Origin of the sequence: Micromonospora sp. NPDC005553 (assembly GCF_042871765.1) — a bacterium.
Classification (GTDB): Bacteria; Actinomycetota; Actinomycetes; order Mycobacteriales; family Micromonosporaceae; genus Micromonospora.
Genome location: NZ_JBIAJD010000003.1, coordinates 830282 through 854264 on the forward strand (window position 1 = coordinate 830282; position 23983 = coordinate 854264).

Annotated in this window: 22 protein-coding genes and 2 pseudogenes; 11 read left to right on the forward strand and 13 right to left on the reverse strand. The window is 71.7% G+C overall.

Annotation, left to right across the window (positions count from 1 at the left end; translation table 11 throughout):
- Positions 1 to 12: 12 nt before the first annotated feature.
- A pseudogene (locus ACFYPG_RS16455) lies at positions 13 to 1281 on the forward strand (histidine kinase N-terminal domain-containing protein); the annotation flags it as partial.
- Positions 1267 to 1611 (forward strand): annotated as a pseudogene (locus ACFYPG_RS16460) (ATP-binding protein); the annotation flags it as partial. The pseudogenes ACFYPG_RS16455 and ACFYPG_RS16460, both read left to right, overlap by 15 nt.
- 150 nt (positions 1612 to 1761) lie before the next feature.
- On the opposite strand, the gene ACFYPG_RS16465 reads toward ACFYPG_RS16460, so the two are convergent.
- Positions 1762 to 3270: a glycosyltransferase family 39 protein gene (locus ACFYPG_RS16465; RefSeq protein ID WP_387352571.1), complete on the reverse strand. Its 1509-nt coding sequence runs from the start codon at positions 3268 to 3270 to the stop codon at positions 1762 to 1764.
- A 320-nt stretch (positions 3271 to 3590) separates the two neighbouring features.
- Between ACFYPG_RS16465 and ACFYPG_RS16470 the strand changes: the two genes are divergently transcribed.
- Genes ACFYPG_RS16470 through ACFYPG_RS16485 form a run of 4 tightly spaced genes read left to right on the forward strand, consistent with a single transcriptional unit; the run spans position 3591 to position 7004 of the window.
- Positions 3591 to 5303 (forward strand): nitrite/sulfite reductase, encoded by a 1713-nt coding sequence (locus tag ACFYPG_RS16470; RefSeq protein ID WP_355008153.1) that lies wholly within the window; start codon positions 3591 to 3593, stop codon positions 5301 to 5303.
- The gene (locus ACFYPG_RS16475) at positions 5300 to 5461 is read left to right on the forward strand and encodes a hypothetical protein (protein WP_165435836.1); all 162 of its coding nucleotides are present in this window, start codon (positions 5300 to 5302) and stop codon (positions 5459 to 5461) included. The genes ACFYPG_RS16470 and ACFYPG_RS16475 overlap by 4 nt, the downstream gene beginning before the upstream one ends.
- Positions 5458 to 6219, forward strand: coding sequence for a phosphoadenylyl-sulfate reductase (locus ACFYPG_RS16480; RefSeq protein WP_387352573.1), 762 nt, complete (start codon positions 5458 to 5460; stop codon positions 6217 to 6219). The genes ACFYPG_RS16475 and ACFYPG_RS16480 overlap by 4 nt, the downstream gene beginning before the upstream one ends.
- On the forward strand, positions 6201 to 7004 hold the full coding sequence (locus tag ACFYPG_RS16485; RefSeq protein ID WP_387352575.1) for a sirohydrochlorin chelatase: 804 nt from the start codon (positions 6201 to 6203) through the stop codon (positions 7002 to 7004). The genes ACFYPG_RS16480 and ACFYPG_RS16485 overlap by 19 nt, the downstream gene beginning before the upstream one ends.
- 145 nt (positions 7005 to 7149) lie before the next feature.
- On the opposite strand, the gene ACFYPG_RS16490 is transcribed toward ACFYPG_RS16485, so the two are convergent.
- On the reverse strand, positions 7150 to 7407 hold the full coding sequence (locus ACFYPG_RS16490; protein ID WP_088950012.1) for a WhiB family transcriptional regulator: 258 nt from the start codon (positions 7405 to 7407) through the stop codon (positions 7150 to 7152).
- Positions 7408 to 7856: 449 nt separating this feature from the next.
- Entirely contained in the window at positions 7857 to 8807 is a 951-nt protein-coding gene (locus ACFYPG_RS16495) for a diacylglycerol/lipid kinase family protein (protein ID WP_387352577.1), read from the reverse strand.
- 43 nt (positions 8808 to 8850) lie between these two features.
- On the opposite strand from ACFYPG_RS16495, the gene ACFYPG_RS16500 reads away from it, so the two are divergent.
- Positions 8851 to 9240 (forward strand): hypothetical protein, encoded by a 390-nt coding sequence (locus ACFYPG_RS16500; protein WP_387352579.1) that lies wholly within the window; start codon positions 8851 to 8853, stop codon positions 9238 to 9240.
- A gap of 22 nt (positions 9241 to 9262) precedes the next feature.
- On the opposite strand, the gene ACFYPG_RS16505 is transcribed toward ACFYPG_RS16500, so the two are convergent.
- The 3 genes from ACFYPG_RS16505 to sodN are packed head-to-tail and all read right to left on the reverse strand — an operon-like array spanning position 9263 to position 10668.
- Positions 9263 to 9670, reverse strand: a complete 408-nt coding sequence (locus ACFYPG_RS16505) for an ATP-binding protein (RefSeq protein WP_355008149.1) — start codon at positions 9668 to 9670, stop codon at positions 9263 to 9265.
- A 24-nt stretch (positions 9671 to 9694) separates the two neighbouring features.
- Positions 9695 to 10267, reverse strand: a complete 573-nt coding sequence (locus ACFYPG_RS16510) for a GNAT family N-acetyltransferase (protein WP_387352581.1) — start codon at positions 10265 to 10267, stop codon at positions 9695 to 9697.
- Entirely contained in the window at positions 10264 to 10668 is a 405-nt protein-coding gene (gene sodN, locus ACFYPG_RS16515; RefSeq protein ID WP_030490383.1) for a superoxide dismutase, Ni, read from the reverse strand. The genes ACFYPG_RS16510 and sodN overlap by 4 nt, the downstream gene beginning before the upstream one ends.
- A 69-nt stretch (positions 10669 to 10737) precedes the next feature.
- Here sodN and ACFYPG_RS16520 point away from each other — a divergent pair, with 69 nt between their 5' ends.
- From ACFYPG_RS16520 to ACFYPG_RS16530, 3 genes are all read left to right on the forward strand, one after another.
- Positions 10738 to 11103 carry a S24/S26 family peptidase gene (locus tag ACFYPG_RS16520; protein WP_387352583.1) on the forward strand — a complete coding sequence of 122 codons (366 nt, stop codon included), beginning with the start codon at positions 10738 to 10740 and terminating at the stop codon, positions 11101 to 11103.
- Between the two features lie 145 nt (positions 11104 to 11248).
- On the forward strand, positions 11249 to 12427 hold the full coding sequence (locus ACFYPG_RS16525; protein WP_355008146.1) for an NADP-dependent malic enzyme: 1179 nt from the start codon (positions 11249 to 11251) through the stop codon (positions 12425 to 12427).
- 129 nt (positions 12428 to 12556) lie between these two features.
- Entirely contained in the window at positions 12557 to 13519 is a 963-nt protein-coding gene (locus tag ACFYPG_RS16530; protein WP_355008145.1) for a zinc-binding dehydrogenase, read from the forward strand.
- A 125-nt stretch (positions 13520 to 13644) separates the two neighbouring features.
- Here the strand turns inward: ACFYPG_RS16530 and ACFYPG_RS16535 are convergent, their stop codons facing one another.
- From ACFYPG_RS16535 to ACFYPG_RS16545, 3 genes are all read right to left on the reverse strand, one after another.
- On the reverse strand, positions 13645 to 14610 hold the full coding sequence (locus tag ACFYPG_RS16535) for an alpha/beta hydrolase family protein (RefSeq protein WP_387352585.1): 966 nt from the start codon (positions 14608 to 14610) through the stop codon (positions 13645 to 13647).
- A gap of 88 nt (positions 14611 to 14698) precedes the next feature.
- Entirely contained in the window at positions 14699 to 15223 is a 525-nt protein-coding gene (locus ACFYPG_RS16540; protein ID WP_355008143.1) for a nucleotidyltransferase domain-containing protein, read from the reverse strand.
- A 28-nt stretch (positions 15224 to 15251) separates the two neighbouring features.
- Positions 15252 to 16148 carry an alpha/beta hydrolase gene (locus ACFYPG_RS16545; RefSeq protein WP_355008142.1) on the reverse strand — a complete coding sequence of 299 codons (897 nt, stop codon included), beginning with the start codon at positions 16146 to 16148 and terminating at the stop codon, positions 15252 to 15254.
- A gap of 157 nt (positions 16149 to 16305) precedes the next feature.
- Here ACFYPG_RS16545 and ACFYPG_RS16550 point away from each other — a divergent pair, with 157 nt between their 5' ends.
- Entirely contained in the window at positions 16306 to 16479 is a 174-nt protein-coding gene (locus ACFYPG_RS16550; protein WP_355008141.1) for a hypothetical protein, read from the forward strand.
- Positions 16480 to 16596: 117 nt separating this feature from the next.
- On the opposite strand, the gene ACFYPG_RS16555 is transcribed toward ACFYPG_RS16550, so the two are convergent.
- From ACFYPG_RS16555 to ACFYPG_RS16570, 4 genes are all read right to left on the reverse strand, one after another.
- Positions 16597 to 17712: an acetate kinase gene (locus ACFYPG_RS16555; protein ID WP_355008140.1), complete on the reverse strand. Its 1116-nt coding sequence runs from the start codon at positions 17710 to 17712 to the stop codon at positions 16597 to 16599.
- On the reverse strand, positions 17709 to 19778 hold the full coding sequence (gene pta / locus ACFYPG_RS16560) for a phosphate acetyltransferase (RefSeq protein WP_387352587.1): 2070 nt from the start codon (positions 19776 to 19778) through the stop codon (positions 17709 to 17711). The genes ACFYPG_RS16555 and pta overlap by 4 nt, the downstream gene beginning before the upstream one ends.
- Before the next feature lie 92 nt (positions 19779 to 19870).
- Positions 19871 to 20056, reverse strand: coding sequence for a DUF6104 family protein (locus tag ACFYPG_RS16565; RefSeq protein ID WP_355008138.1), 186 nt, complete (start codon positions 20054 to 20056; stop codon positions 19871 to 19873).
- A 136-nt stretch (positions 20057 to 20192) separates the two neighbouring features.
- On the reverse strand, positions 20193 to 23960 hold the full coding sequence (locus tag ACFYPG_RS16570) for a multifunctional oxoglutarate decarboxylase/oxoglutarate dehydrogenase thiamine pyrophosphate-binding subunit/dihydrolipoyllysine-residue succinyltransferase subunit (RefSeq protein ID WP_387352589.1): 3768 nt from the start codon (positions 23958 to 23960) through the stop codon (positions 20193 to 20195).
- Between the last annotated feature and the right edge of the window lie 23 nt (positions 23961 to 23983).

Consider the following 23983-nt stretch of genomic DNA (forward strand, 5'->3'; position numbering starts at 1 on the left):
ACCCTGGTCACCGTGTCCACGCTGCGCGACCTCGCCGAGGAGCACACCCATCTCCGTCCGGCCGACATCGACCACCTGCACCGGATCGCGGGCGACTGGCAACTGCTCTCCGATCTGTCCTTCGCTGACCTGCTGCTCTGGGTGCCGGTCGACGCCGAGGGCACATTCCTCTGCGTCGCCCAGGTGCGCCCGACCACCGCACCTACCGCCTACCAGGACGACCAGGTGGGTCGGATCGTCGGCGGGCCGGAGGTGGCCCACCTGGGGGTGGCGTACTCCCAGGCTCGGATCTGGCGTGAGGGCGACCCGGTCTGGTACGGCGACGTGCCGGCCCGGCACGAGGCGATCCCGGTCCGGCTGCGTACCGCCGAGGGGGAGGCCGGCGAGGTGATCGCCGTGGTGGGGCGGGACACCAACCTCTCCACCGCGCGTACGCCCAGCCAGCTGGAGCTCAACTACCTCACCACCGCCGACGACCTGGCGCAGATGATCGCGGACGGCACCTTCCCGCCGCCACGGCATCCGGGCGAGACCACCTCGGCGCCCCGGGTCGGCGACGGCCTGGTCCGGCTCGACGCCGGCGGCAAGGTCACCTACGCCAGCCCCAACGCGCAGTCCGCGTACCGCCGACTGGGCTATGCCTCGCACCTGGTGGGGGAGGACCTGGCCGCGTTGCACCGTCGGCTGGCCGGTGACCCGCTGGACGGCACCGAGGCCTCGAACGGCATCCTGGCCGCGCTGCGTGGTGAGGCGCCACCCCGCCGGGAGATCGACGCACGGGGTGCCACGATGCTCACCCGGGCGCTGCCGCTGATGCCGGCCGGGGTGCCGATCGGAGCGTTGGTGCTGGTCCGGGACATCACCGAGGTCCGCCGCCGGGACCGGGCACTCATCACCAAGGACGCCACCATCCGGGAGATCCACCACCGGGTGAAGAACAACCTCCAGACGGTGGCCGCGCTGCTGCGGTTGCAGGCCCGCCGGGTGGCCATGCCGGAGGCGCGGGTCGCGCTGGAGGAATCGGTACGCCGGGTCGCGTCGATCGCCCTTGTACACGAGACGCTCTCCATGTCCAGCGACGAGGCGGTGGAGTTCGACGGCATCGTCGACCGGGTGGCCAGCGCGGCGACCGAGGTCGCGGCGACCGAGGTGAGCGTCGGCATGCGGCGGCGGGGCAGCTTCGGGGTGCTGCCGGCGGAGATCGCCACCTCGCTGGTGATGGTCCTCAACGAGTTGCTGCTCAACGCCGTCGAGCACGGCTTCCCGCCGGCCGACGAGGCGGAGGAGGAGACCCTGGTGGCCTCCGCCTCCGGCATGGTGCCGGTCGCCCCTGCCGAGGTGGACCCGTCGCTGCGGCCCGAGGTCGTGGTCTCCGCGCACCGGTTCCGCAAGATGCTGCACGTCTCGGTGACCGACAACGGGCGCGGCCTACCCCCGGACTTCGACGCCGAACGCGGCAGCCGGCTCGGCCTCCAGATCGTCCGGGCCCTGATCACCGGGGAGCTGCGCGGCACCATCGAACTGCGCGCCGGCGCCAACGGTGGCACCGAGGCCATGCTGGTAATCCCGCTGGCCCGCACCACCACCCACGACGGCCGCTCGCAGACCTGACCCGCTCTGCCGCCTCCGGTGGGGCGGGCGACCGGGCCCGTCCACCTCGATGCGCCTGATGACGGTGAGTCATCCTGATGACTGACAGGGCATCACGCCCATCCTGATGTCCGCTCCCGCCGCAGACCCCGCCGGCACCTGGGGGTCGGGTCAGCGGTCGGGGCGGCTGGTCAGCAGGGCGACGGTGAGGCCGGGGCGCTGCCAGACCTGGGCGACGGTGAAGTCCCTGCGGAGCGCGTCGCCCTTGGCGTCGGGCACGGCGGCCAGCGGCTCGGCGTGCCGGCCGGAGACGACGAGCCACACCCGTGTCGTACCGGCCAGGCACGGTGCCGGCTGGGGGCACTCGGCGGCCCACAGATCGCCGCGGCGGACCTCGTCCTCGGTGACCAGCACGTCGCGTGGTGGGTCGCTGAGGTGGTACTCGATGCCGAGATCGAGAAAGAGCCAGCTGTGCCGGGGTGAGTAGACCACCGCGTCACCGGGGCGTTGACCGTCGGCGATCACCCGGGCCGCCCCCGCGTAGTCCACCGGTGCGCTGCGCGGCCACTCGTGGGTCCGTCGCAGCGCGGCCTGGTCGGGCAGGCCGAGCAGCCCGGCCAGCACCACCACGACGAGCGCCGCCGGAGCGGCCACGGCGGCCAGCGCCGCGCCCGCCAGCAGGCACGCGAAGGGCACCACGAAGACCAGATACCGAGGCACCCACAGCGGTACGACAGTGCCGGCGGCGAAGAGCAGCAGTACGGGCAGCAGCACCGCGCTGACCGGCAGCAGGGCGCGCCGCCCGAGCCGGGCCGCGCCCAGCGCGGCGACCCCGAGCAGCAGGCCACCCACCACGCTGCTCTGTGCCACGCCGCCGGGCAGCGCGGTCAGGTCGTCCAGCCGGGCCAGGTGGACCCAGTTCAACTGCCGGGACTGCTGGGTCCGCGCCTTCACCAGCAGCGGACCGGCCAGTAGCGCGACCGGCAGCACGGCGACCAGCCACCGCCACACCCGCCGGTCCCGCGTGGCGTCGGGCTGGGCAGGGGTGACGATGCCGGCCGGGGTCGGGCCGCGCCACCAGGCGACGAGGACGACCAGCGCATGGGCGGCCAGCACTGTGAGCGCGATCAGGTGGATGAGCCCGAGAGCGGCGACGGCGGCCGCGTAACCGGCCCAACGGGCCCAGCTCGGTCGGCGCAGCGCGCTCACCAGCAGCAGTGTGGCGAGCACGGCGAGCATGGTGGCCAGCGCGTACGGGCGAGCCTCCTGCCCGTAGCGGGAGGTGCCGGGGAGCACCGCGAACAACAGCCCGGCGAAGAGGCCGCCGCGCCGGTCGACGAGCCGCGCGCCGAGCACGGCGAGCAGCCCGGCGGCCACCGTCATCGCCAACACCGCCGGTACGCGCAGGGCGATGGTGGAGTCGCCGAAGACCCCCGTCCAGAGGTGCATCAGCAGGTAGTACGGCCCGGTGGCGGCGTCGATGGTGCCGGCCAGTCGGGCCAGGTCGCCGGGCGACCGGGTGGCCGCGCTCCACGTCGCCAACTCGTCGCGCCAGAGCTGGGCGGAGCCCAGCCCGGTCACCGTCACCGCCAGTGTCACCAGCGCCGGGGCAAGCCAGACCGGTACGCGGCGCAGGTGCTCCCACGCCGTCCCGGCCGACCTCTCGGACAATTGCCCCACGGTTCGAGCCTGCCACGCTCGTCGCGAGAACTCGGCCCGTGATGTGGGATCCAGCACGCGGACATTGGCCGGCCCCCATGGGGTGTGGCAGCATGGGCCCATGACCGCCGCAGTCGTCCGCCGCTTCGTGGCACGTCGCCACGTCGATTACGGCCGCGTGCGCAGCGCGATCTGTCCGGCCTACTGACGACGCCCGACCATTCTGTCTCGGGCGCGCTCCGCGCCGGCTGTCTGAAGACACCGTTGTCCCGCCCGCTTCGCCGGGCCGGCCGCCGCGCCCCGCGTATCCCGAGGCACAGCAGACAACGGAGGACGCCGCGATGGCGGTCAGCAGCATCCCGGCCCGTTCCGAGGACCCGACGGCTCGTCCGACCCGAGCGCCGCGCCGGCCACGGGGTGAGGGTCAGTGGGCGCTCGGCCACCGCGAGCCGCTCAACCCCAACGAGCGGATCAAGAAGGACGACGACCCGCTCAACGTCCGGGCCCGCATCGAGACCATCTACGCGCACCGGGGCTTCGCCTCGATCGACCCGCAGGACCTGCGGGGCCGGTTCCGCTGGTGGGGCCTCTACACCCAGCGCAAGGCGGGCATCGACGGTGGGCGTACCGCAGTGCTGGAGCCGCACGAGCTGGAGGACGAGTTCTTCATGCTCCGAGTCCGCATCGACGGCGGGCAGCTCAGCCTCGCCCAGCTGCGGGTGATCGCGGACATCTCCCGGGAGTTCGCGCGGGACACCGCCGACATCACCGACCGGCAGAACATCCAGTACCACTGGATCCGGGTCGAGGACATGCCGGAGATCTGGCGTCGGCTGGAGTCGGTCGGTCTGCAGACCACCGAGGCGTGCGGCGACTGCCCGCGCATCGTGCTGGGCAGCCCGGTCGCCGGGGTGGCCCGCGACGAGCTGCTCGACCCGACCCCCGCGATCGACGAGATCGTCTCCCGGTACGTCGGCGACAAGCAGTTCTCCAACCTGCCCCGCAAGTTCAAGACGTCGATCTCCTGGCTGGTGGACACCCCGTACGAGTCGAACGACATCGCCTTCCTCGGCGTCGACCACCCGGAGCACGGGCCCGGTTTCGACGTCTGGGTCGGCGGGGGCCTCTCCACCAACCCGATGCTCGCCAAGCGCCTCGGCGTCTGGGTGCCGCTGGCCGAGGTACCGGACGTGTGGGCCGGGGTGGTCGGGATCTTCCGCGACTACGGCTACCGCCGGCTGCGCAACCGGGCCCGGTTGAAGTTCCTGGTGGCCGACTGGGGCGTGGAGCGCTTCCGTGAGGTCCTGGAGAAGGACTACCTCGGTCGTACGCTGCTCGACGGCCCGGCACCGGTCCTGCCGTCGAAGCCGGTCGACCACGTGGGCGTGCACGAGCAGGCCGACGGGCGGCACTACGTGGGCGCCGCTCCGGTGGTCGGGCGGGTCTCCGGCGCGCAGCTCAGCCAACTGGCCGACGTGGTCGAGGCACACGGCAGCGACCGGGTGCGGCTCACCCCGTACCAGAAACTGCTGGTGCTCGACGTGCCGTCGGAGCGGACGGAGTCGCTGATCGACGGGCTGCGCGCTATCGGCCTGGAGGCCCGGCCGTCGGCCTGGCGGCGCGGCACGATGGCGTGCACCGGCATCGAGTACTGCAAGCTCGCCATCGTCGAGACGAAGGCCCGCGGCGAGGAGTTGGTGGCCCGGCTGGAGCAGCGGCTGCGCGACTTCGACGCGGACATCTCGATCCACATCAACGGGTGCCCGAACGCGTGCGCGCGTACCCAGGTGGCCGACATCGGGCTCAAGGGTCAACTGGTGGTCGGCCCGGACGGCCGACACGTCGAGGGCTTCCAGGTGCACCTGGGCGGCGGGCTGGGCATGGCCCAGGGGCAGACCGCCGGTTTCGGCCGCAAGCTTCGCGGCCTGAAGACCACCGCCGACGAACTTCCGGAGTACGTGGAACGGCTGGCCCTTCGCTACCTGGCCGGTCGGAGCGAGGGCGAGACGTTCGCCAACTGGGTGATCAGAGTCGACGAGGAGGAACTGCGGTGAGCAGCGAGAACCGAGCGGCACCCCTGTACTGCCCGTACTGCGGCGAGGAGGACCTGCGGCCGCACGAGGCGGGTCACGGCGCCTGGGAGTGCCACGCCTGCACCCGGGTCTTCTCGGTGAAGTTCACCGGGCTACTGAGTCGGGCGGTGACCTCATGAGTCTCGTCTCGGCTGCGAACCTGCGCCTGGTGGGTCCGGGCGGCTCGACGTCGGCCGACCCGGCCCGGCGCGACCCGGACGAGCTGCGGGCCCTGGCCGAGCAGGCCGCTCGGGACCTGGAGGGCGCCCCGGCGCTGGAGATCGCCCGCTGGGCGGCGCAGACCTTCGGTGAGCGGTTCTGCGTGACCAGCTCGATGGCCGACGCCGTGCTGGCGCACCTGGTCTCCCGGGTGGCCCCCGGGGTGGACGTGGTCTTCCTCGACACCGGCCTGCACTTCCCCGAGACGCTGCGGGTACGCGACGAGGTCGCCCGGACGCTGCCGGTGAACGTCCGGTCGATCCGGCCCCGGCTCACCGTCGGCCAGCAGGACGGCCAGTACGGCCCCCGGCTGTTCAACAAGTCGCCGGACGACTGCTGCCAGTTGCGCAAGGTGGAGCCGCTGGAACGGGCGCTGACCGGGTACGACGCCTGGGCTGCCGGGCTGCGCCGGGACGAGTCGCCGAGCCGGGCCAACACACCGGTGGTGACCTTCGACGCGCGTCGGGGCAAGGTCAAGGTCAACCCGATCGCGGCCTGGTCGCAGAAGGATGTGGACTCCTACATCGCCCGTTACAACGTGCCGGTCAACGAGCTGTTCAAGCAGGGTTACGGGTCGATCGGCTGCTGGCCGTGCACCCGCCTTACGAAGGCCGGCGAGGACGCGCGGGCCGGCCGGTGGGCCATGTTCGAGAAGACCGAGTGCGGGCTGCACGTCTGACCTCCCCGGCGACGACCCCGACCGGCCTCGGTGCGGCCGGCGGGGCGGATCCGGTGGTGTTGGTCGCGCACGGCAGCCGTGATCCACGGGCGGCCGATGCCACCCGGGCGCTGGCTCGGGCGGTGTCGGCGGCCCGGCCGGGCACACCGGTGTTGGCGAGTTGGCTGGACCACACCGAGCCGGGGCCGACCGAGGTGCTGCGCGACCTGGCCGTGGCCGGTCACCGCCGGGCGGTGCTGGTGCCGCTGCTGCTGACCGCCGCGTACCACCATCGGGTGGACATCCCGGCGGCGGTCGCCGCGGCGGCGCGGTCCGGGCCACCGCTGTCGGTACGGGTCACCGATGTGCTCGGGCCGGCGGACGACACGCCCGATCCTGGGCTGCTGGCCGGGCTGTGTCGACGGCTGGGCGAGACGCGTGAGGGCCGCTTCGACGCGTTGGTGCTGGCCGCGGCGGGCACCCGGGACGCGCGGGCGCGACGGTCGGTGGGCCGGGTCGCTGATGCGCTCGGTGTGGAGTTCGGGGTGCCCTGCCGGGTGGCGTACGCCTCGGCGGCTCCACCGGCTGCCGGTGTGGCGGTGTCCCGGTTGCGGGCGTCCGGCGCGCGCCGCGTCGCGGTGTCCGCGTACTTCCTGGCGCCGGGGCTGTTCCATGACGCGGTGACCGAGGCGGCCGGGGCGGCGGGTGCGGTGGCGGTCGCCGCGCCGTTGACCGACGCGCCGGAGCTGGTCGAGTTGGTGCTGCGTCGGGTCGACGACCGGCCCGCGCTGGCGTCCACGGGCTGACCCGTGCCGGCCGGCCGTCCACGGGCTGACCCGTGCCGGCCGGCACTGTGGGATCCACGGTGCCGACACTGTGTGATCCGGGTGCCGGACGGCAGAACGCCCCGGCGGGCGAACCCACCGGGGCGTACAGCTGTGTCGTTGGGGATCAGGCGGAGTGAGCGCGCAGCACCCGGAGACCGCCGCGCCGCTTGACGGCGCGCCGCTCTTCCTCGCTCATTCCGCCCCAGACGCCGGCGTCCTGACCAGACTCGAGTGCCCACTGAAGGCACTGGTCGGTCACGGAGCAGCGCCTGCAGACGGCCTTGGCCTGCTCGACCTGCAGGAGAGCCGGACCGGACGTCCCGATCGGGAAGAACAGCTCGGGGTCCTCGTCGCGGCAGACACTATGGTGACGCCAGTCCATGGCGGCAACACTCCTCATTCTGGATGGGTGGCGAACAATTGCTTGTCGTGCTTTTCCTATATGCATCCGCAGTGCCGATGGTGACAGTTAGCGTCTGTCCATTCGGCAGTGCGTGAGCAGGCGTTCAGCGCCGGGGACCTGCTGGAACAGCTCAACCTGACGAGCATATCCAGGCAATGTCCCGGTAACTCAAGTTCGCTTGTGAATACTTTCACGAACAGTCGCGATGTCAAGGGTGACGCTCGGAAAAACTCCGGGCGGTGAGCAAGCCCACAACCTATTTGTCCGGGTTCCAGCGCTTTCCTGGTTACCCGCCGTGCCACAGTCGAGGATCAATATAGTACAGTCCGCGTGACATTGCTGACATTTCCGGCACCTGCTCCTCGGTGTGGCGGCGACCAAGTCGATCGGTTGTGGCCACCGTGTCGACCAAGGGCAGTACCCGAGACCTAGCAGATTACTCTCAGTGCGGCGGGAACGGAGGTGAATCTGACTTTCTCCCGCTCGCCGAGATAGTCCCCGTCCAGCTGGAATGCCTGCGGACGGGCTGAGACCAGCGTGAACTCCGGCGTGTCATGGAGTCGTAACACCTGCCGACCGCGTGGATCCGGTTGCCGGGACAGGAACTGCGTCACTGTCCGTGTTGTGCTAGCCACCCGGAGCTGACGCAACGCCAGCACATCGAGCCCGAGATCGAACGACGCCGCCGGGTTCGGGTTGACCTCCCGGTCGCCCAGGTACGTCCACGGTGCCGTGTTCTGGATGATGACGGTGGCCAGCTCGGCCTCCGCCGGCTCGCCCGGACGCTCCAGGACGATCGCCGGGTGCCGGCGGTCCGAGGCGAAGAAGTACTGATTCATGATCGAACGCAGATAGAGCGACGGCGTCGACACCCGCCCCTTCCGCCGGGCCTGCTCCACCCGGTGGATCACCGCGGCGTCCAGGCCGAAGCCGGCGCAGAAGGTGAAGTAGCGGTCGTCGGCGAGGCCCAGCCCCACCGTCCGGCTCCGGCCCAGCCGCAGCCCTTCCAGGATCATGCTGGTCGCCTCCGGCCATTCCCGGGGCAGACCCACCGCGCGGGCGAACACGTTGGTCGAGCCACCGGGGACGGTCGCCAGCGCGGGCAGCCGCTCGGCCATCGGCGCGTCGTCGGCGCGAGTCGGCGGTTCGGCCGTCATCAGGCCGTTCACCACCTCGTTCACTGTGCCGTCGCCACCCAGGGTGACGACCAGGTCGACGCCCTCGGCGGCTGCCTCCCGGGCCAGCGCCACGGCGTGCCCACGCCGACGGGTGTAGCGCACGCTGAGATCGACTTCGCTGCGCAGCGCCCGGACGAGCACGTCCCGGCTGCGTTCGCTGGTGGTGGTGGCCTTTGGATTGACCACCAGGACGGCCCGCATGGGCGGCACTGTACCTCCCGGCAGCCCGGGTATCGTGGCGCGCGTGACCATCGACTCGGCCCCGATCCCCGTCACGCTCCGCTGGGCGGTCCGGCTGCTGTGGGTGGAGGCCGCCGTCGTCGGGCTGATCGCCGTCTGGCTGGTCTGGGCCGACCTCACCGCCACCCGCACCGACCTGCTGGCGGCACTGCTGGTGACCGTGTTCGCCGTCGGGGCGGCCGTCGCGCTCTGGGCCCTGGGTCGGGCGCTGCTACGGCGTCAGGCGGGCGCACGAGCCCCCGCGATCGTGCTTCAGCTGATGCTGCTGCCGATCGGGTGGTTCATGATCCAGGCCGGCCTGGGCTGGCTGGGCGTGCCGCTGATGGTGTTCGGCCTGGGCGTGGCCTGGCTGTTGATCTGCCCACCGACGACCCGCGCCCTCGGCTTCGAGTGACCGCGCCGGTGCGTCGGACCGGTCAGTAGCCGCCGGAGCGACGGGTGAGCAGCGCGATAGTGGCCCGATCGCCGGCGGAGGTGGCGGACGCCGAGGTGGTCAGCGCGGTGAGCACCTTCCAGGCGAAGGACGACTCGGCGGGCAGGGTGGCACCGCGCACCGTCGGCACCGTCACCTCGACCGTCAGCGCGTCGTCGGTGACCGCGAAGCGGCACTCCAACTCGGCGTCGCGGGTGGCGATGGCGAGCAGCATGGCGCACGCCTCGTCGACAGCGATCCGCAGATCCTCGATCTCGTCGAGCGCGAACTGCAACCGGGCCGCGAGACCCGCGGTGGCGGTGCGGAGCACGCCGAGGTAACCGCCGTCGGCAGGCACCGTGAGGTGCACCACGTCGTCGTCGGTCGCTGGTTGGCCAGTCAGTTGAGTCACGCCTCATCCCCCCGGTCGGGGACTCTACCCGGTCGGTCGCCCATTACGCGTGCCGGCGGTGGTGGCTTGCTCGGCCAGCTCGCGGAGCGCGGTGCCGCTGAGCCGGTAGGCAACCCACTCGCTCATCTGTTCGGCGCCGATCGAAGCGTAGAAGCCGGCAGCCGGATTCCAATCGATCATCTGCCACTCCAGCCGCTGGTAGCCCCGCCGTACGCAGATGTCGGCCAGCGCGGCGAGCAGCAGTCGACCCGCTCCGGTGCCCCGGGCGGACGGCCGGACGTAGAGGTCCTCCAGGTGGATGCCGTGCACGCCGGCCCAGGTGGAGAAGTTGAGGAACCACAGCGCGAAGCCGACCGGCTCGTCGTGCTCGTCGACCGCGACGTGACCGAAGAGCGCCGCAGCGGTCGTACCACCGCTGCGGCTCGGCGCGCCGCTACCCGGAACAGCCGCGAAGAGCGCCGAGGTCAGCTGCTCGTTGGTGAGGTGGCACTGCTCCGGGGCACGCTCGTACTCGGCCAACTCGTGCACCATGACGACGACGGCCGGCACGTCCTCGGGACGTACCGGCCGGATCGTCGGAATGACCGGGGAGGTCACGCCTTCTTGGTCTCCCAGAAGATCTTCGAGATCTCGTCGATCTTCGCGAGCAGCTTGTCGGCGGTGGCCGGGTCGAGGCTGCCCTTGACGCCGCCGGCGCCGGCGAGCTTGGTGGCCTCGTTGAACAGGCTGTGCAGGTTCGGGTACTTCTCGAAGTGCGGCGGCTTGAAGTAGTCGGTCCACAGCACCCAGAGGTGGTGCTTGACCAGCTCGGCGCGCTGCTCCTTGATGATGACGGCGCGGGTGCGGAACTCCGGGTCGGTGTTCGACTGGTACTTCTCGCAGATCATTTTGACCGACTCGGCCTCGATCCGGGCCTGTGCCGGGTCGTAGACACCGCACGGCAGGTCGCAGTGAGCGCTCGCGGTGACGCGGGGCGCAAGGATGCGCGGAAGTCGCATCAGGATCCTCCATGGGAAGTTTGCGATGATCAAAGGCGACATTACTCCTGGGAATGCTCCCCGAACCGGGTGGAGGTGAAACCAGTGGCCGCCGATCACCCGGCTGAGGTTCCCCGGTTGCGGAGGCCGCTGACCGCCGTCCTGGTGACCGGCCCGTCCATGGCCCCGACTCTGCGCCACGGTGACGCGGTGCTGGTTCGTCCCGGTGGCCGCCCGATCCGAGCCGGCGACGTGGTGGTCGCGGTCTTCCGGACCCGGCCCGATCTGCTGGTGGTGAAGCGTGCGGTCCGACCGCAGGACGGCGGCTGGTGGCTACGCGGCGACAACGACCTGATCACCGATGACTCCCGGGCGTACGGGGTGGCCGACGTACGTGGACGGGTGGTGGCCCGCTACTGGCCGCGCCCCGGACGGGTGCCTCGTCGTCAGTTATGACCCTGCTCACATCCGGGGGGTGGTGTCGACACTATGCTCGGAAAGTGCCCGGGTGACCCCCCGCACCGCGTGCCACCGCTCGCCGCCCACCTCGCGGCGGGGCAGGCCGCCTCACATCTGCTCGACAGATCCTGGAGTCACCACCATGTCTTCGTCCACCGTGGACCCCGCTGATCCCGTCTTCCTGCTGCACCGGGGCGGCAAGATGGCCGTCACCTCGACCGTGCCGCTCACCAGCCGGGAGGACCTCTCCCTGGCGTACACCCCGGGGGTGGCCCGGGTGTGTGAGGCGATCGCCGCCGACCCCGCCCTGGTGGACGACTACACCTGGGTGTCGCACACGGTAGCGGTGGTCACCGACGGCTCGGCGGTGCTCGGGCTGGGCAACATCGGCCCCCGGGCCGCGCTGCCGGTGATGGAGGGCAAGGCGGTGCTGTTCAAGCAGTTCGCCGGGGTGGACGCGGTGCCGGTGTGCCTGGACACCCAGGACGTGGACGAGATCGTCGCGGTGGTGCGGGCACTGGCGCCCTCGTTCGGTGGGATCAATCTGGAGGACATCAGCGCGCCCCGCTGCTTCGAGATCGAGCGTCGGCTCGACGAGGCGTTGGACATCCCGGTCTTCCACGACGACCAGCACGGCACCGCCATCGTGGTGCTGGCCGCGCTGCGCAACGCCGCGATGTTGCTCGACCGCAAGCTCGGTGACCTGCGGGTGGCAGTGAGCGGCGCGGGCGCGGCCGGCGTGGCCGTGACGAAGATGCTGATCGCCGGGGGCGTCAACCCCGACCAGGTGGTGGTCTGCGACTCCAAGGGAATCATCGGCCGGCACCGCACTGAACTGACCGGCACCAAGGCCGAGCTGGCGGCGAGCACCAACGCCGACGGCCGCCACGGCGACATCACCGAGGCGCTACGCGGCGCGGACGTGCTGATCGGGGTCTCCGGCGGGCAGATCCCCGAGGCCGCGGTGGCTCAGATGGCGCCCGGCGGGATCGTGTTCGCGCTGGCGAACCCGACTCCCGAGGTGCACCCCGAGGTGGCCGCCCGGCACGTCGCGGTGGTCGCCACCGGGCGCAGCGACTACCCCAACCAGATCAACAACGTGCTGGCCTTCCCCGGGGTGTTCCGCGGCGCGCTGGATGCCGGTGCCACCCGGATCACCGAGGCCATGAAGGTCGCCGCCGCGGACGCCATCGCCGGTGTGGTGGCGGAGTCCCTGACCGCCGACGCCATCGTTCCGTCCCCGCTCGACCCGCGTGTCGCGCCGGCAGTGGCCGAGGCGGTCGCCGAAGCCGCCCGCCGCGACGGCGTCGCCCGCCGGTAAACCGCACGCGTAGGCCCGGGGCGCCTCGGCGCCGCCCGGTAACCGCACGCGTGGGCCCGGGGCGCTCCGGCCCCGCAGGCGCCGCTGGCCCACGCGCACGGCTTCTTAACGAGCGCTCAGCTTGTTACCGTGCCGATCATGCGTGCTGCCTTTGCCTCCCGTTTCGACGACGCCGACCCGCTCGCCGCGCTCACCGTCGGCGAGCGGCCCGAGCCGACCCCGCCGGCCGACGACTGGGTGACCGTGCAGTTGCGGGCCACCTCGCTCAACCACCACGACCTCTGGTCGCTGCGCGGGGTCGGTCTCACCGAGGCTCAGCTACCGATGATCCTCGGCTGCGACGCGGTCGGGCTGGACCCGGAGGGACGCCCGGTGGTCGTGTACCCGGTGGTCGTCACGCCGGGTGACCCGCGCGGGGTCTCCATCCTCTCCGAGCACTTTGCCGGGACGCTCGCCGAGCGGGTGGTCGTACCCCGGTCGAATCTGATCCCGCTGCCCGACGGCATGGCGGCGACCGACGCGGCGTGCCTGCCCACGGCCTGGCTGACCGCGTGGCGGATGCTGACCACCAAGGGACGCGTCGCGGACGCCGACAGCGTGCTGGTCCAGGGCGCGGGCGGCGGCGTGGCCACCGCGGCCGTCGCACTCGCCGTCGCGATGGGCAAGCGGGTGTACGCGACCAGCCGCGACGCCGTCAAGCGGGACCGGATCTCGGCCCTCGGCGCCACCGCCTTCGAGCCGGGTGCCCGGCTGCCGGAGCGGGTCGACGTGGTGATCGAGACGGTCGGCGCGGCCACCTTCGACCATTCGCTGAAGTCGGCCGCGCCGATGGCCCGGATCGTGGTCTCCGGCGCGACAGCCGGGCACGAACCGTCGGTCAACCTGCGCCGGGTCTTCGCCATGCAGCTGGAGATCCTGGGCACCTCGATGGGCACGCCCGGCGAGCTGTACGAGCTGCTGGCGTTCTGCTCGGACAACGAGGTGCGCCCGGTGGTGGACAGCGTCATCCCGTTCAGCCGGGTCGAGGACGCCTTCGCCCGACTGCACTCCGGCGACGCCTTCGGCAAGGTCGTCATCGACCACACCGCCTGACGCGCCCGGTCCTCGGGCGTGCGCGTCAAGATCCGCGCAACATCGGGGAAACTGCTGTCTCCCGGGTGTCCCGAGGCAGCAACATCCCCGATGTTGCGCAGATCTTGGGCGAGGGCGCGGCGCGGTCAGAGGTGGTCGTCGAAGGTGGCGATGTCGCCGCGCGTCGCGTCGGTGGGGATGCGCTTCTTGGCGTCCGCGTCGCCGTAGAGCGACCAGCGCAGGAACTCGACGGACGTGTCCGAGACGACCCGCAGCGTCGCGCCGTCGCTGAGCAGTGCCCGCCCATGGTCGCCCTTGGGCAGGCTCAGCATCGCCTTCGGCCAGGGCACCTTGTCGTACGCGGCCCGGCCCGCCGCGTACTCGACCACCTCGTCCAACTCGCCGTGCACGAACAGTTGCGGTGCGGCGGCACCGGCGAACGCGGTGCCCACGCCCAGCGCCGTGCCCGCGAACACCACACCCGCGTCCAGCCGCTTGTCCCGGCTCGCGGTGAACAGGCCGATGGTGGTCACCCCGCCCGCCGAGTGCCCGGCTGCGGCCACCCGCTCGCCGTCCAGCCGCCCGCGCAACGCGTCGCCGGTCTTGCCGTCCAGCGCCAGCACCTGGTCCAGCGCGTACGACACGTCGGCGGGTTGGTTGAGCACGTCGAGGACGTTGTTGTCCGCGCCCCGCGAGGTGTGCGGGAACGTGGGCGCGGCCACCACGAAACCCGCCGCCGCCCAGCGGGTCAGCAGCGTGGCGTAGTCGTCCGGTCGCCCACCCAGGCCGTGACTGAACATCACCACCGGGAATCGGCCCTCCGCCGCCGTCGCCGACCGCTTGGCCGCGCCACCGGACTGCCCGGCCGCCGGGTACCAGAGCGTCGTCGGCAGCGCGCGGCCGTCCCGGTTCAGCTTGAGCTGGCGTACGCCGACCGCGAAGGCGCGCTGCGGGGCCTTGCCGGCGGGAACCTGCGGTGTGGGCGTGGCGGCGGGCGGTGGTTCGACGGGCGCCTGCTGGCTCTCGGTCTTCCTGGCGTCCGCCGAGCAGCCGACCAGACCGGCCATGAGCACGGCGCTGGCCAGCAGGGCGGGGGTGACGCGACGTGGCATGAATCCGATTGTGCCTCGCCCCGCTGACGTGCCCGGTGGACTTCGACGCGGTGTGCCCGTCGACTCACCCACCGTTTCCGGGGAAGCGTCACGGAGCCGAGGCGAGTTGGCGCAGCCGGGCCAGGTCGTCGGCGTCCTTCGGGCGGCGGGGACGTTCCGGCATCCAGACCGGGTACATCTGCTTGAACTCGATCTGGGCCGCCACCGAGATGGTCGGCGCGCACAGCGGGCCGATCCGGCCGGGTGGGGCGTCCAGCATCCCGGCCGGCAGCGGAGTGCCGGTCCAGGACCCGGCGCCCACCGTCGGTCGGCCGGCGGCGTCGCGACCCAGGTACGCGAAGCTGACCTCCACGTCGGCGGCGAACAGGTCGAGCTGCGACTCCACGGGCATCCTCGGGTCGGGAAGCCAGCCCCGGGCCAGCAGCAGGCCGGCCAGCCGGTCGGCGTCGCCGCGCCAGCAGTACCAGTCGACGTCGACGTGCGGGCGGGTCACCGCGCCGAGCTGGAAGTCCATCGCCCAGCCGCCGCGCAGCCACACCGGGATGCCGTCCGCACCGGTCACCTCGATGACCTCGGCGATGCTCGCCAACTGCCGGCGCGCAAGCTCGTCCACCGGACGACCGTACCGGTGTCGGTCGGGGTCAGTGGGCCGGGCGGGACTCGTAACGGGTCAGGGTGGGGGAGTGGGCGTCGGCGGGGAGGCGGGCAGCGGCGGCCCGGTCGCCGTAGAGGGTCCAGCGCAGGAAGTCGGTGGTGGTGGCGAGGACCGGGGCGAAGCCCGGGTGGTCCGGCGCGAGGTACGCGCCGTGGTCCCCGCCGAGCAGGCTGAGGAACGCGGCCGGCCCGGGGGTGCGCGCGTACGCGGCCCGGCCGACCGTCACCGGCACCACCGGGTCGGCGGTGCCGTGCACGAAGAGCACCGGCGCTGCCGGTCCGGCGAAGCTGCCCGGCAGCCCACCGCCGGCGATCACGATCCCGGCGCGTAGCCGGGCCGGGTGGCCCTCGCTGAACATGCCGGAGGTGGTGAAGCCGCCCGCCGAGTGCCCGGCGGCGGCGACCGAGGTCAGGTCGAGGTGCCCGGCGAGGGGATCGACAGGGCTCCGGTCGAGGTCGCCCAGATACCGGATCAGTCGCCAGGCGTCGGCCGGCTGGTGGCGTACGTCGGCCCGGGTGAAGTGGGCGGCACCCTGTCGGGTGTGCGGATACGCGGGTGCGGCCACCACGAAACCGGCCGCCGCCCAGCGGGTGGTCAGGCCGGCGTGCAGCTCGGGTCGGCTGCCCAGCCCGTGGCTGTAGATCACCACCGGGAACCGTCCGGCCGCCACCTGACCGGTCGACGCCGGGTACCAGATCGTCACCGGCAGAGGGCGCGCCGAGCGCGGATCGAGGGTGAGCGTATGCACGCCGACGGCGTACGACCCCTCGGGCGCCCGACGCGCCGACGCCGGCCCGGTGGCCCCGCCAGCCACGGCGGTGGCCGGCGCACAACCGGTCAGCAGCGCTGTCACCAGTGCGGCCATCAGCCGGCCCGCCCCCATCGTTCCACGGTAGGTGCCTGGGTGGGCGTAGCGTCCCCGCCGTCCGGCTCGGGTGCACCCGCCACCCGGTCGGGTCGCCTCCGCCGGCCGGGTCCACCCCTGGGACGCAGCGGGCCGGGGACGGTGCGGCGTGACCAGCTTCGCTAGGGTCACCGACATGCCTGAGAACTACACGGACCCCAGCGGCAACACCGAGGCGTTCCGCGCCTTCAACCAGACGCCGGAGACTGCGACGCCGACGGAGGCTCCGTCCCGCCTGCCGCTCATCATCGGCGCGGCAGTGGTCGTCGTGGTGCTGGTGGCACTCGTCGCCTGGCTGGCGACCGGCTGACCGAACCGCCTGGCTGGCGACCGGCTGATCGAGCCGCCTGGCTGGCCCCGGCACTGAATGGGCTTCACCGACTCGCGCGCACCCTCGGGCCTCCCGGGGGTGCGCGCCTCAGTGGTGTCAGGCTGCCCCGACCACGTCCCGGGTCTGCCGGGCGATTTCCCGCTCCTCGTCGGTGCGGATGACGCAGACGCTCACCTCGGCGCCGTCGGGCGAGATGAACCGGTCGCCCTCGCCGTCGTTGCGGGCGTCGTCCACAGTGATGCCGAGCCGGCCCAGGCCGGCCAGCGCGGCGGCCCGCACCGGCGCGGCGTGCTCGCCGACCCCGGCGGTGAAGGTGATCGCGTCGACCCGGCCGAGCAGCGCGTAGTACGCCCCGACGTACTCGGTGATGCGCCGGCAGTACACGTCGAAGGCCAGCGCCGCCGCCCGGTCACCGGCGGCCCGGCGTTCGAGCACCTCGCGCATGTCGTTGACGCCGGTCAGCCCGAGCAGGCCGCTGCGGTGGTTGAGCAGGTCGTCGATGTCGTCCACCGACAGCCCGCCCTCCCGGCGCAGATGGAAGATCACGGTCGGGTCCACGTCGCCGCTGCGGGTGCCCATCACCAGCCCCTGCAACGGGGACATGCCCATCGAGGTGGCGACGCTGCGGCCGTTCGCCACCGCGCAGGCGCTGGCCCCGTTGCCCAGGTGCAGGGTGATCGTGTTGACCTGCTCGTACGGGCGGCCCAGCAGCTCGGCGGTGCGCCGGGACACGTACGCGTGTGAGGTGCCGTGGAAGCCGTACCGGCGGATGTCGTACCGCTCGGCGGTGTCCCGGTCGATCGCGTACGTCGCGGCGGCCTCCGGCAGGGTGTGGTGGAACGCGGTGTCGAAGACGGCGACCTGCCCGACGTCCGGCAGCGCCGCGCGGGCCACCTCGATGCCGGCCAGGTTGGCCGGGTTGTGCAGCGGGGCGAGCGGCACCAGATCCTTGATCGCGGCCAGCACCGCGTCGTCGACGAGCACCGGCGCGCTGAACCTCCGGCCACCGTGCACCACCCGGTGTCCGACCGCCGTCAGCCCGGTCAGGTCCAGCCCGTCCAGGATCTGCCGGACCGCCTCGGCGTGGTCCGCCGGGCCGCCACCGGGCTCACCGATCCGCTCGACGGTGCCGTGGTCGATTGCCTGGTCCCCGTCGTAGCGGCGCCACTTCACCGACGACGACCCGCAGTTGAGCACCAGCACCCGACTCACGACGCCTCCTCGGTGGCCGCCTGGATGGCGGTGATCGCCACGGTGTTGACGATGTCCGGAACCGTGGCACCCCGCGACAGGTCGTTCACCGGCCGCCGCAGGCCCTGCATGACCGGTCCGACGGCGACCGCCCCGGCCGAGCGCTGCACCGCCTTGTACGTGTTGTTGCCGGTGTTCAGGTCCGGGAAGATGAAGACCGTGGCGTGCCCCGCGACGGGGCTGTCGGGCAGCTTCGTGGCCGCCACCGCCGGGTCGATCGCCGCGTCGTACTGGATGGGCCCCTCGACCAGCAGGTCGGGCCGGCGCTGCCGGACCAGCGCGGTTGCCGCGGCGACCTTCTCCACGTCGGCGCCCGCGCCGGAGCTGCCGGTCGAGTACGACAGCATGGCCACCCGGGGTTCGATGCCGAACCGGGCGGCGGTGTCGGCCGACGAGATCGCGATGTCGGCGAGCTGGGCCGCGTCCGGGTCGCGGTTGACCGCGCAGTCCCCGTAGACCAGCACCCGGTCGGCGAGCAGCATGAAGAAGACGCTGGAGGCCACCGAGACGTCCGGCAGCGTACGGATGATCTCGAACGCCGGCCGGATGGTCGCGGCGGTGGTGTGGGTGGCGCCGGAGACCATGCCGTCGGCTCGGCCGGTGGCCACCATGAGCGTGCCGAAGTAGTTCGGCTGCGCGACGATGTCGTGCGCCAACTCGGCGGTGACGCCGCGGTGGGCGCGCAGCCGGGCGTACTCGGCGGCGAAGTCGTCGCGCCACTCGCTGGCCCCCGGGTCGACGACCCGCACGGCGCCGAGGTCGATGCCCAACTCCCGGGTGCGTCGGGCGATGTCGTCCGGCCGGCCGAGCACCGTCAGCTCGGCCACTCCACGCCGTAGCAGGATCTCCGCCGCGCGCAGGACCCGCTCGTCGGTGCCCTCCGGCAGCACCAGGTGCCGGGGCTTCGAGCGGGCACGGTCGATCAGCTCGTTCTCGAACATCAGTGGGGTGACCCGCGCCGACCGGCTGACCCGCAGCCGACGGGCCAGGTCGTCGGTGTCCACACAGCGCTCGAACGCGCCGAGCGCGGCCTCCACCTTGCGGGGATTGGTAGCGCTGGGCCGGCCCTCGATGCGACTGGACGCGGCCACCGTGTCGTAACTGTCGCTGCGCACGGAGAGCACCGCCAAGCCGGTGTTGAGCCCCTCCACCAGCCGCATGACCCTGGGGTCGGGCTGCTCGCCGAGGGTGAGCACCAGGCCGGCCACCGACACCTGTCCGGCCACGTGCGCGGCGCTCGCGGCGACGAGCAGGTCGGCCCGGTCCCCGGGGGTGATCACCAGGGCGCCCTCGGTGAGGTGGCCCAGTAGGGTCGGCACGTGTGCCGCGCCGACCACGAAGTCCAGCACGTCGCGACCGAGCGCGGCGTCGTCCCCGGCCAGCAGGGTGGCGCCGAGGGCCGTCGCCACTTCGGCAACCGTCGGCGCGGACACGCTCGGCACCTCGGGGATGGCGTACGCGGGGACCGGCAGCTCGGGCAGCGTCATCGGCTCGGTGACCCGGTTGGCGATCACCGCGAGCACCGTCGCGCCGAGGTCGGCCAGATCGTGGTACGCCCCCCGCATCGCCGACGCGACAGCCGCCGGCTCCTGCCCGAAGCCGTCCACGACCGGCACCACCACGCTGCCGAACTCGGTGGCCAGCCGGGCGTTGAAGGCCAGCTCCCGGGGGTGGGCCGGGTCGCCCGGCTCGTCGAAGTCACTGCCCACCACGACCACCGCCGGGCACTGCCGCTCCACCGCCCGGTAGCGCTCGACGATGGCGGAGATGAGCTGCTCCCGTCGGCCGTTTGCGACCAGTGCCGAAGCCTCGGCGTAGCTCGCCCCGGCCAGTTCGGACAGCGGCACCTCGACCCGGTAGCGCTCGCTCAGCAGGGCGAGGATCGGGTCCTTGCCGCTGTCGGCCACCAACGGTCGGAACACGCCGATCCGCCCGACCTGGCGGGACAGTAACTCCGCCAACCCGAGGGCGATCGTCGACTTACCCCCGCCGGACCCCACGCTGGTCAGGTAAACACTCCGAGCCACGTTCCCACCCCCTGCCCGTTGATCAAGAAGTTTGCGTCAGCCCCGGCCCCCATCGTGACCGAAATTTCTTGATCACCGGGTGCGGAACGGGGTCAGGCGTCTTCGTCGTCGGGGTCCTCCAGGCGGGCGAGGTAGGTGGCCAGGCGTTCGATGGGAGTTTCGAAGTCGGGGTTGAGGTCGACGAAGTCGCGCAGCCGCTCGCCGAGCCACTCCAGGGTCACCTGCTCCTCGCCCCGGCGCTCGACCAGCTCCTCAATGCCACGGTCGGTGAAGTACATGGGTACGTCCTCGTGCTCGGCCCGGCGCGGGCCGGGCGGGTGGTGGGTGAATGGTCAACCGGCTGGCGGGACCTACGAGAGCCGGGGTAAGACCGTGGTGAAACGGCCCTACCCCGGCTTCCGTGCTCAGGTCAGGTCACGGGCGGGGGAGAGCCGCCTCGATCAGCGCGTTCTGCTCGACCTCGTGGGTCTTGGCCGAGCCGACCGCCGGAGCAGCGGCGGCCGGACGGGAGATCCGCCGCAGCCGAACGTCCGTGAGGTGCTCCAGCAGGTTGAGCGCGACGAACGACCAGCCACCCTGGTTGGCCGGCTCCTCCTGCACCCAGGCGAAGTCCTCGGCGTTCGGGAACTGCGCGAGGGCGGCCCGGATCTCCTCCACCGGCAGCGGGTACAGCTGCTCCAGCCGGAGGATCGCTGTGTCGGTGACGCCGCGCTCCTGCCGGGCCTGGAACAGGTCGTAGTAGACCTTGCCGGAGCAGAGCAGCACCCGCTTCACCGCCTCCGGTGCCGGGGCGGCCGTGTCGCGCAGCACCGGCTGGAAGGTGCCGGTGGTGAAGTCCTCCACCGACGAGACGCAGAGCTTGTGCCGCAGCAGCGACTTCGGCGTGAACACCACCAGCGGCTTGCGCTTGGGCGACAGGGCCTGGCGGCGCAGCAGGTGGAAGTAGTTCGCCGGGGTCGTCGGGATGGACACCCGCATGTTGTCCTCGGCGCACATCTGCAGGAACCGCTCGGGCCGGCCGGAGGTGTGGTCCGGGCCCTGACCCTCGTGGCCGTGCGGCAGCAGCAGGGTGATGGCGGAGCGCTGACCCCACTTCACCTCACCGGACGAGATGAACTCGTCGATCACCGACTGGGCGCCGTTGACGAAGTCGCCGAACTGAGCCTCCCAGGCGACGAGGGCGTTGATGTTCTCCACCGAGTAGCCGTACTCGAAGCCCATCGCCGCGTACTCGCTGAGCAGCGAGTCGTGCACGAAGAACCGGGAGCGGTCGCCATCGCCGGTGAGCGACTTCAGCGGCAGGTAGTCGTCGCCGGTGCGGGAGTCGACCACGGAGGCGTGCCGCTGGACGAACGTGCCGCGGCGGGAGTCCTGCCCGGCGAGCCGGACGGTGACCCCGTCGTGCAGCAGCGCCCCGAGCGCGATGATCTCGCCGAAGCCCCAGTCGATGTTGCCCTCGACGGACATCTTGGCCCGCCGGTCCAGCAGCTGCTGGATCCGCTTGTGCGGGGTGAAGCCCTCCGGCAGGTTGATGTGCGCCTCGCCGACGGCCTTGACCACTGACGCGTCGGTGGCGGTGTCGACCTGCGGCTCCGGCTCCTCCTCGCGGCGCGGCCGGTTGAGCTGGCGCGGTGCCGAGGCGGCGTCCCGGGTGGCCTTGAAGACCTTCTCCAGCTGCGCCTGGTAGTCGCGCAGCAGCTCCTCCGCGTCCTCCACGGTGATGTCACCGCGACCGATGAGCTCCTCGGTGTAGAGCTTGCGGACCGAGCGCTTCGAATCAATGATCTTGTACATCTGTGGGTTGGACATCGACGGGTCGTCGCCCTCGTTGTGCCCGCGCCGGCGGTAGCAGACCATGTCGATCACGACGTCCTTGTTGAACGTCTGCCGGTATTCGAATGCCAGCCGGGCCACCCGGACCACTGCCTCCGGGTCGTCGCCGTTGACGTGGAAGATCGGCGCCTGGATCATCCGGGCCACGTCGGTGCTGTAGAGGCTGGACCGGCTGTACTCCGGTGCGGTGGTGAAGCCGACCTGGTTGTTCACCACGACGTGCACGGTGCCGCCGGTGCGGTAGCCGCGCAGCTGGGACAGGTTGAGCGTTTCGGCGACCACGCCCTGCCCGGCGAAGGCGGCGTCACCGTGCACCGCCAGCGGCAGCACTGTGTAGCCCTCCAGCTTGAGGTCGATCCGGTCCTGCTTGGCCCGGACGATGCCCTCCAGCACCGGGTCGACGGCCTCCAGGTGCGACGGGTTGGCCACCACCGACACCTTGACCGCGTGCTCGCCGCCCGGGGTGGTGAACTTGCCGTTCTGACCCAGGTGGTACTTCACGTCGCCGGAGCCCTGCGTCGAGCGCGGGTCCAGGTGACCCTCGAACTCCGAGAAGATCTTCTCGTACGGCTTGCCGACGATGTTGGCCAGCACGTTGAGCCGACCCCGGTGGGCCATGCCGATGACGACCTCGTCCAGCCCGTTCTCGGCGGAGGATTCCAGCACCTCGCCGAGCAGCGGGATCAGCGACTCGCCGCCCTCCAGCGAGAAGCGCTTCTGGCCGACGTACTTCGTCTGCAGGAAGGTCTCGAACGCCTCGGCGGCGTTGAGCCGGTTGAGCACGTGCTTCTGCTCGTCGGCGGACGGCTTCTCGTACTTGCGCTCGATCCGTTCCTGGACCCAGCGACGCTCCTCCGGGTCCTGGATGTGCATGTACTCGATGCCGACGCGGCGGCAGTACGAGTCGCGCAGCACACCGAGGATCTCGCGCAGCTTCATCCGCTGCCGGCCGGCGAAGCCGTTGACCGGGAACTCGCGGTCCAGGTCCCACAGGGTGAGCCCGTGCTGGAGGACGTCCAGGTCGGGGTGCTTGCGGATCTTGAATTCCAGCGGGTCGGTGTCGGCCATCAGGTGACCGCGCACCCGGTAGGCGTGGATCAGCTCGTGCACCCGGGCGGTCTTGTTGATCTGACCCTCGGAGTTGACAGCGACATCGCGCATCCAGCGCACCGGCTCGTACGGGATGCGCAGCGCGGTGAAGATCTGGTCGTAGAAGCCGTGCTCGCCCAGGATCAGCTCGTGCATCACCTTGAGGAACTCGCCAGACTGCGCGCCCTGGATGATCCGGTGGTCGTACGTGCTGGTCAGCGTGATGATCTTGCTGACCGCCAGCTCGGCGAGGGTGGCCTCGGACATCCCCTGGTAGGGGGCCGGGTACTCCATCGCGCCGACGCCGATGATCGCGCTCTGCCCCTGCATGAGCCGCGGCATCGAGTGCACGGTGCCGATGCCACCCGGGTTGGTCAGCGAGATGGTGGTGCCGGAGTAGTCCTCCATGGTCAGCTCGTTGCGCCGCGCCCGTCGGACCACGTCCTCGTACGCCTGCCAGAACTGCCGGAAGTCCATCTGCTCGCAGCCCTTGATGGAGGGGACCACCAGGTTGCGGCTGCCGTCCGGCTTGGCGAGGTCGATCGCGATGCCGAGGTTGACGTGTGCCGGGCGGAGCACCGCGGGCTTGCCGTTGGCCTCGGTGAAGGAGTTGTTCATCTCGGGGTGCTGGACCAGCGCGCGCACCATCGCGTAGCCGACCAGGTGGGTGAAGCTGACCTTGCCGCCCCGCCCACGGGCGAGGTGGTTGTTGATCACGATGCGGTTGTCCACCAGCAGCTTCGCCGGGACCGCGCGAACGCTGGTCGCGGTGGGCACGCTCAGCGAGGCGTCCATGTTCTGGACGATCTTCGCGGCGACGCCCCGCAGCGGCGTGGTCTGCGGGCCGTCGGCGGTCGGCGCGGCGGCCTTGGCGGCCGGCTTGGCCGCAGCGGCCTTCTCCGGCGCCTTGTCCGGCGCGGCCTTCGGCGTGGCCGGGGCGGAGGGCTTGGCCGGCGCCGGCTGGGCGGCGGCCGACTTGCTCGTGGTCGCCGGCTTGGCCGGGGCGCTCGGCTGGGCGACCGTGGCGGCTGCCTCCGGCTGACCGTCCGGCTCCGGGGCGGCGGCCGGCTTGTCCGACGACTCGGCGCCGCGCGGGGTGCCCGCTCCCGGTGCCGGTCGGTAGTCGGCGAAGAAGTCGTGCCAGGCCGAATCAACGCTCGATGGGTCGGCGAGGTAACGCTGGTACATCTCCTCGACGATCCACTCATTCGGGCCGAAACCCGCCAGTGGGTTCTCCTGCGAAGTCTGCTGGGTCGACACGGCCGGTAATCGCCTCTTTCACG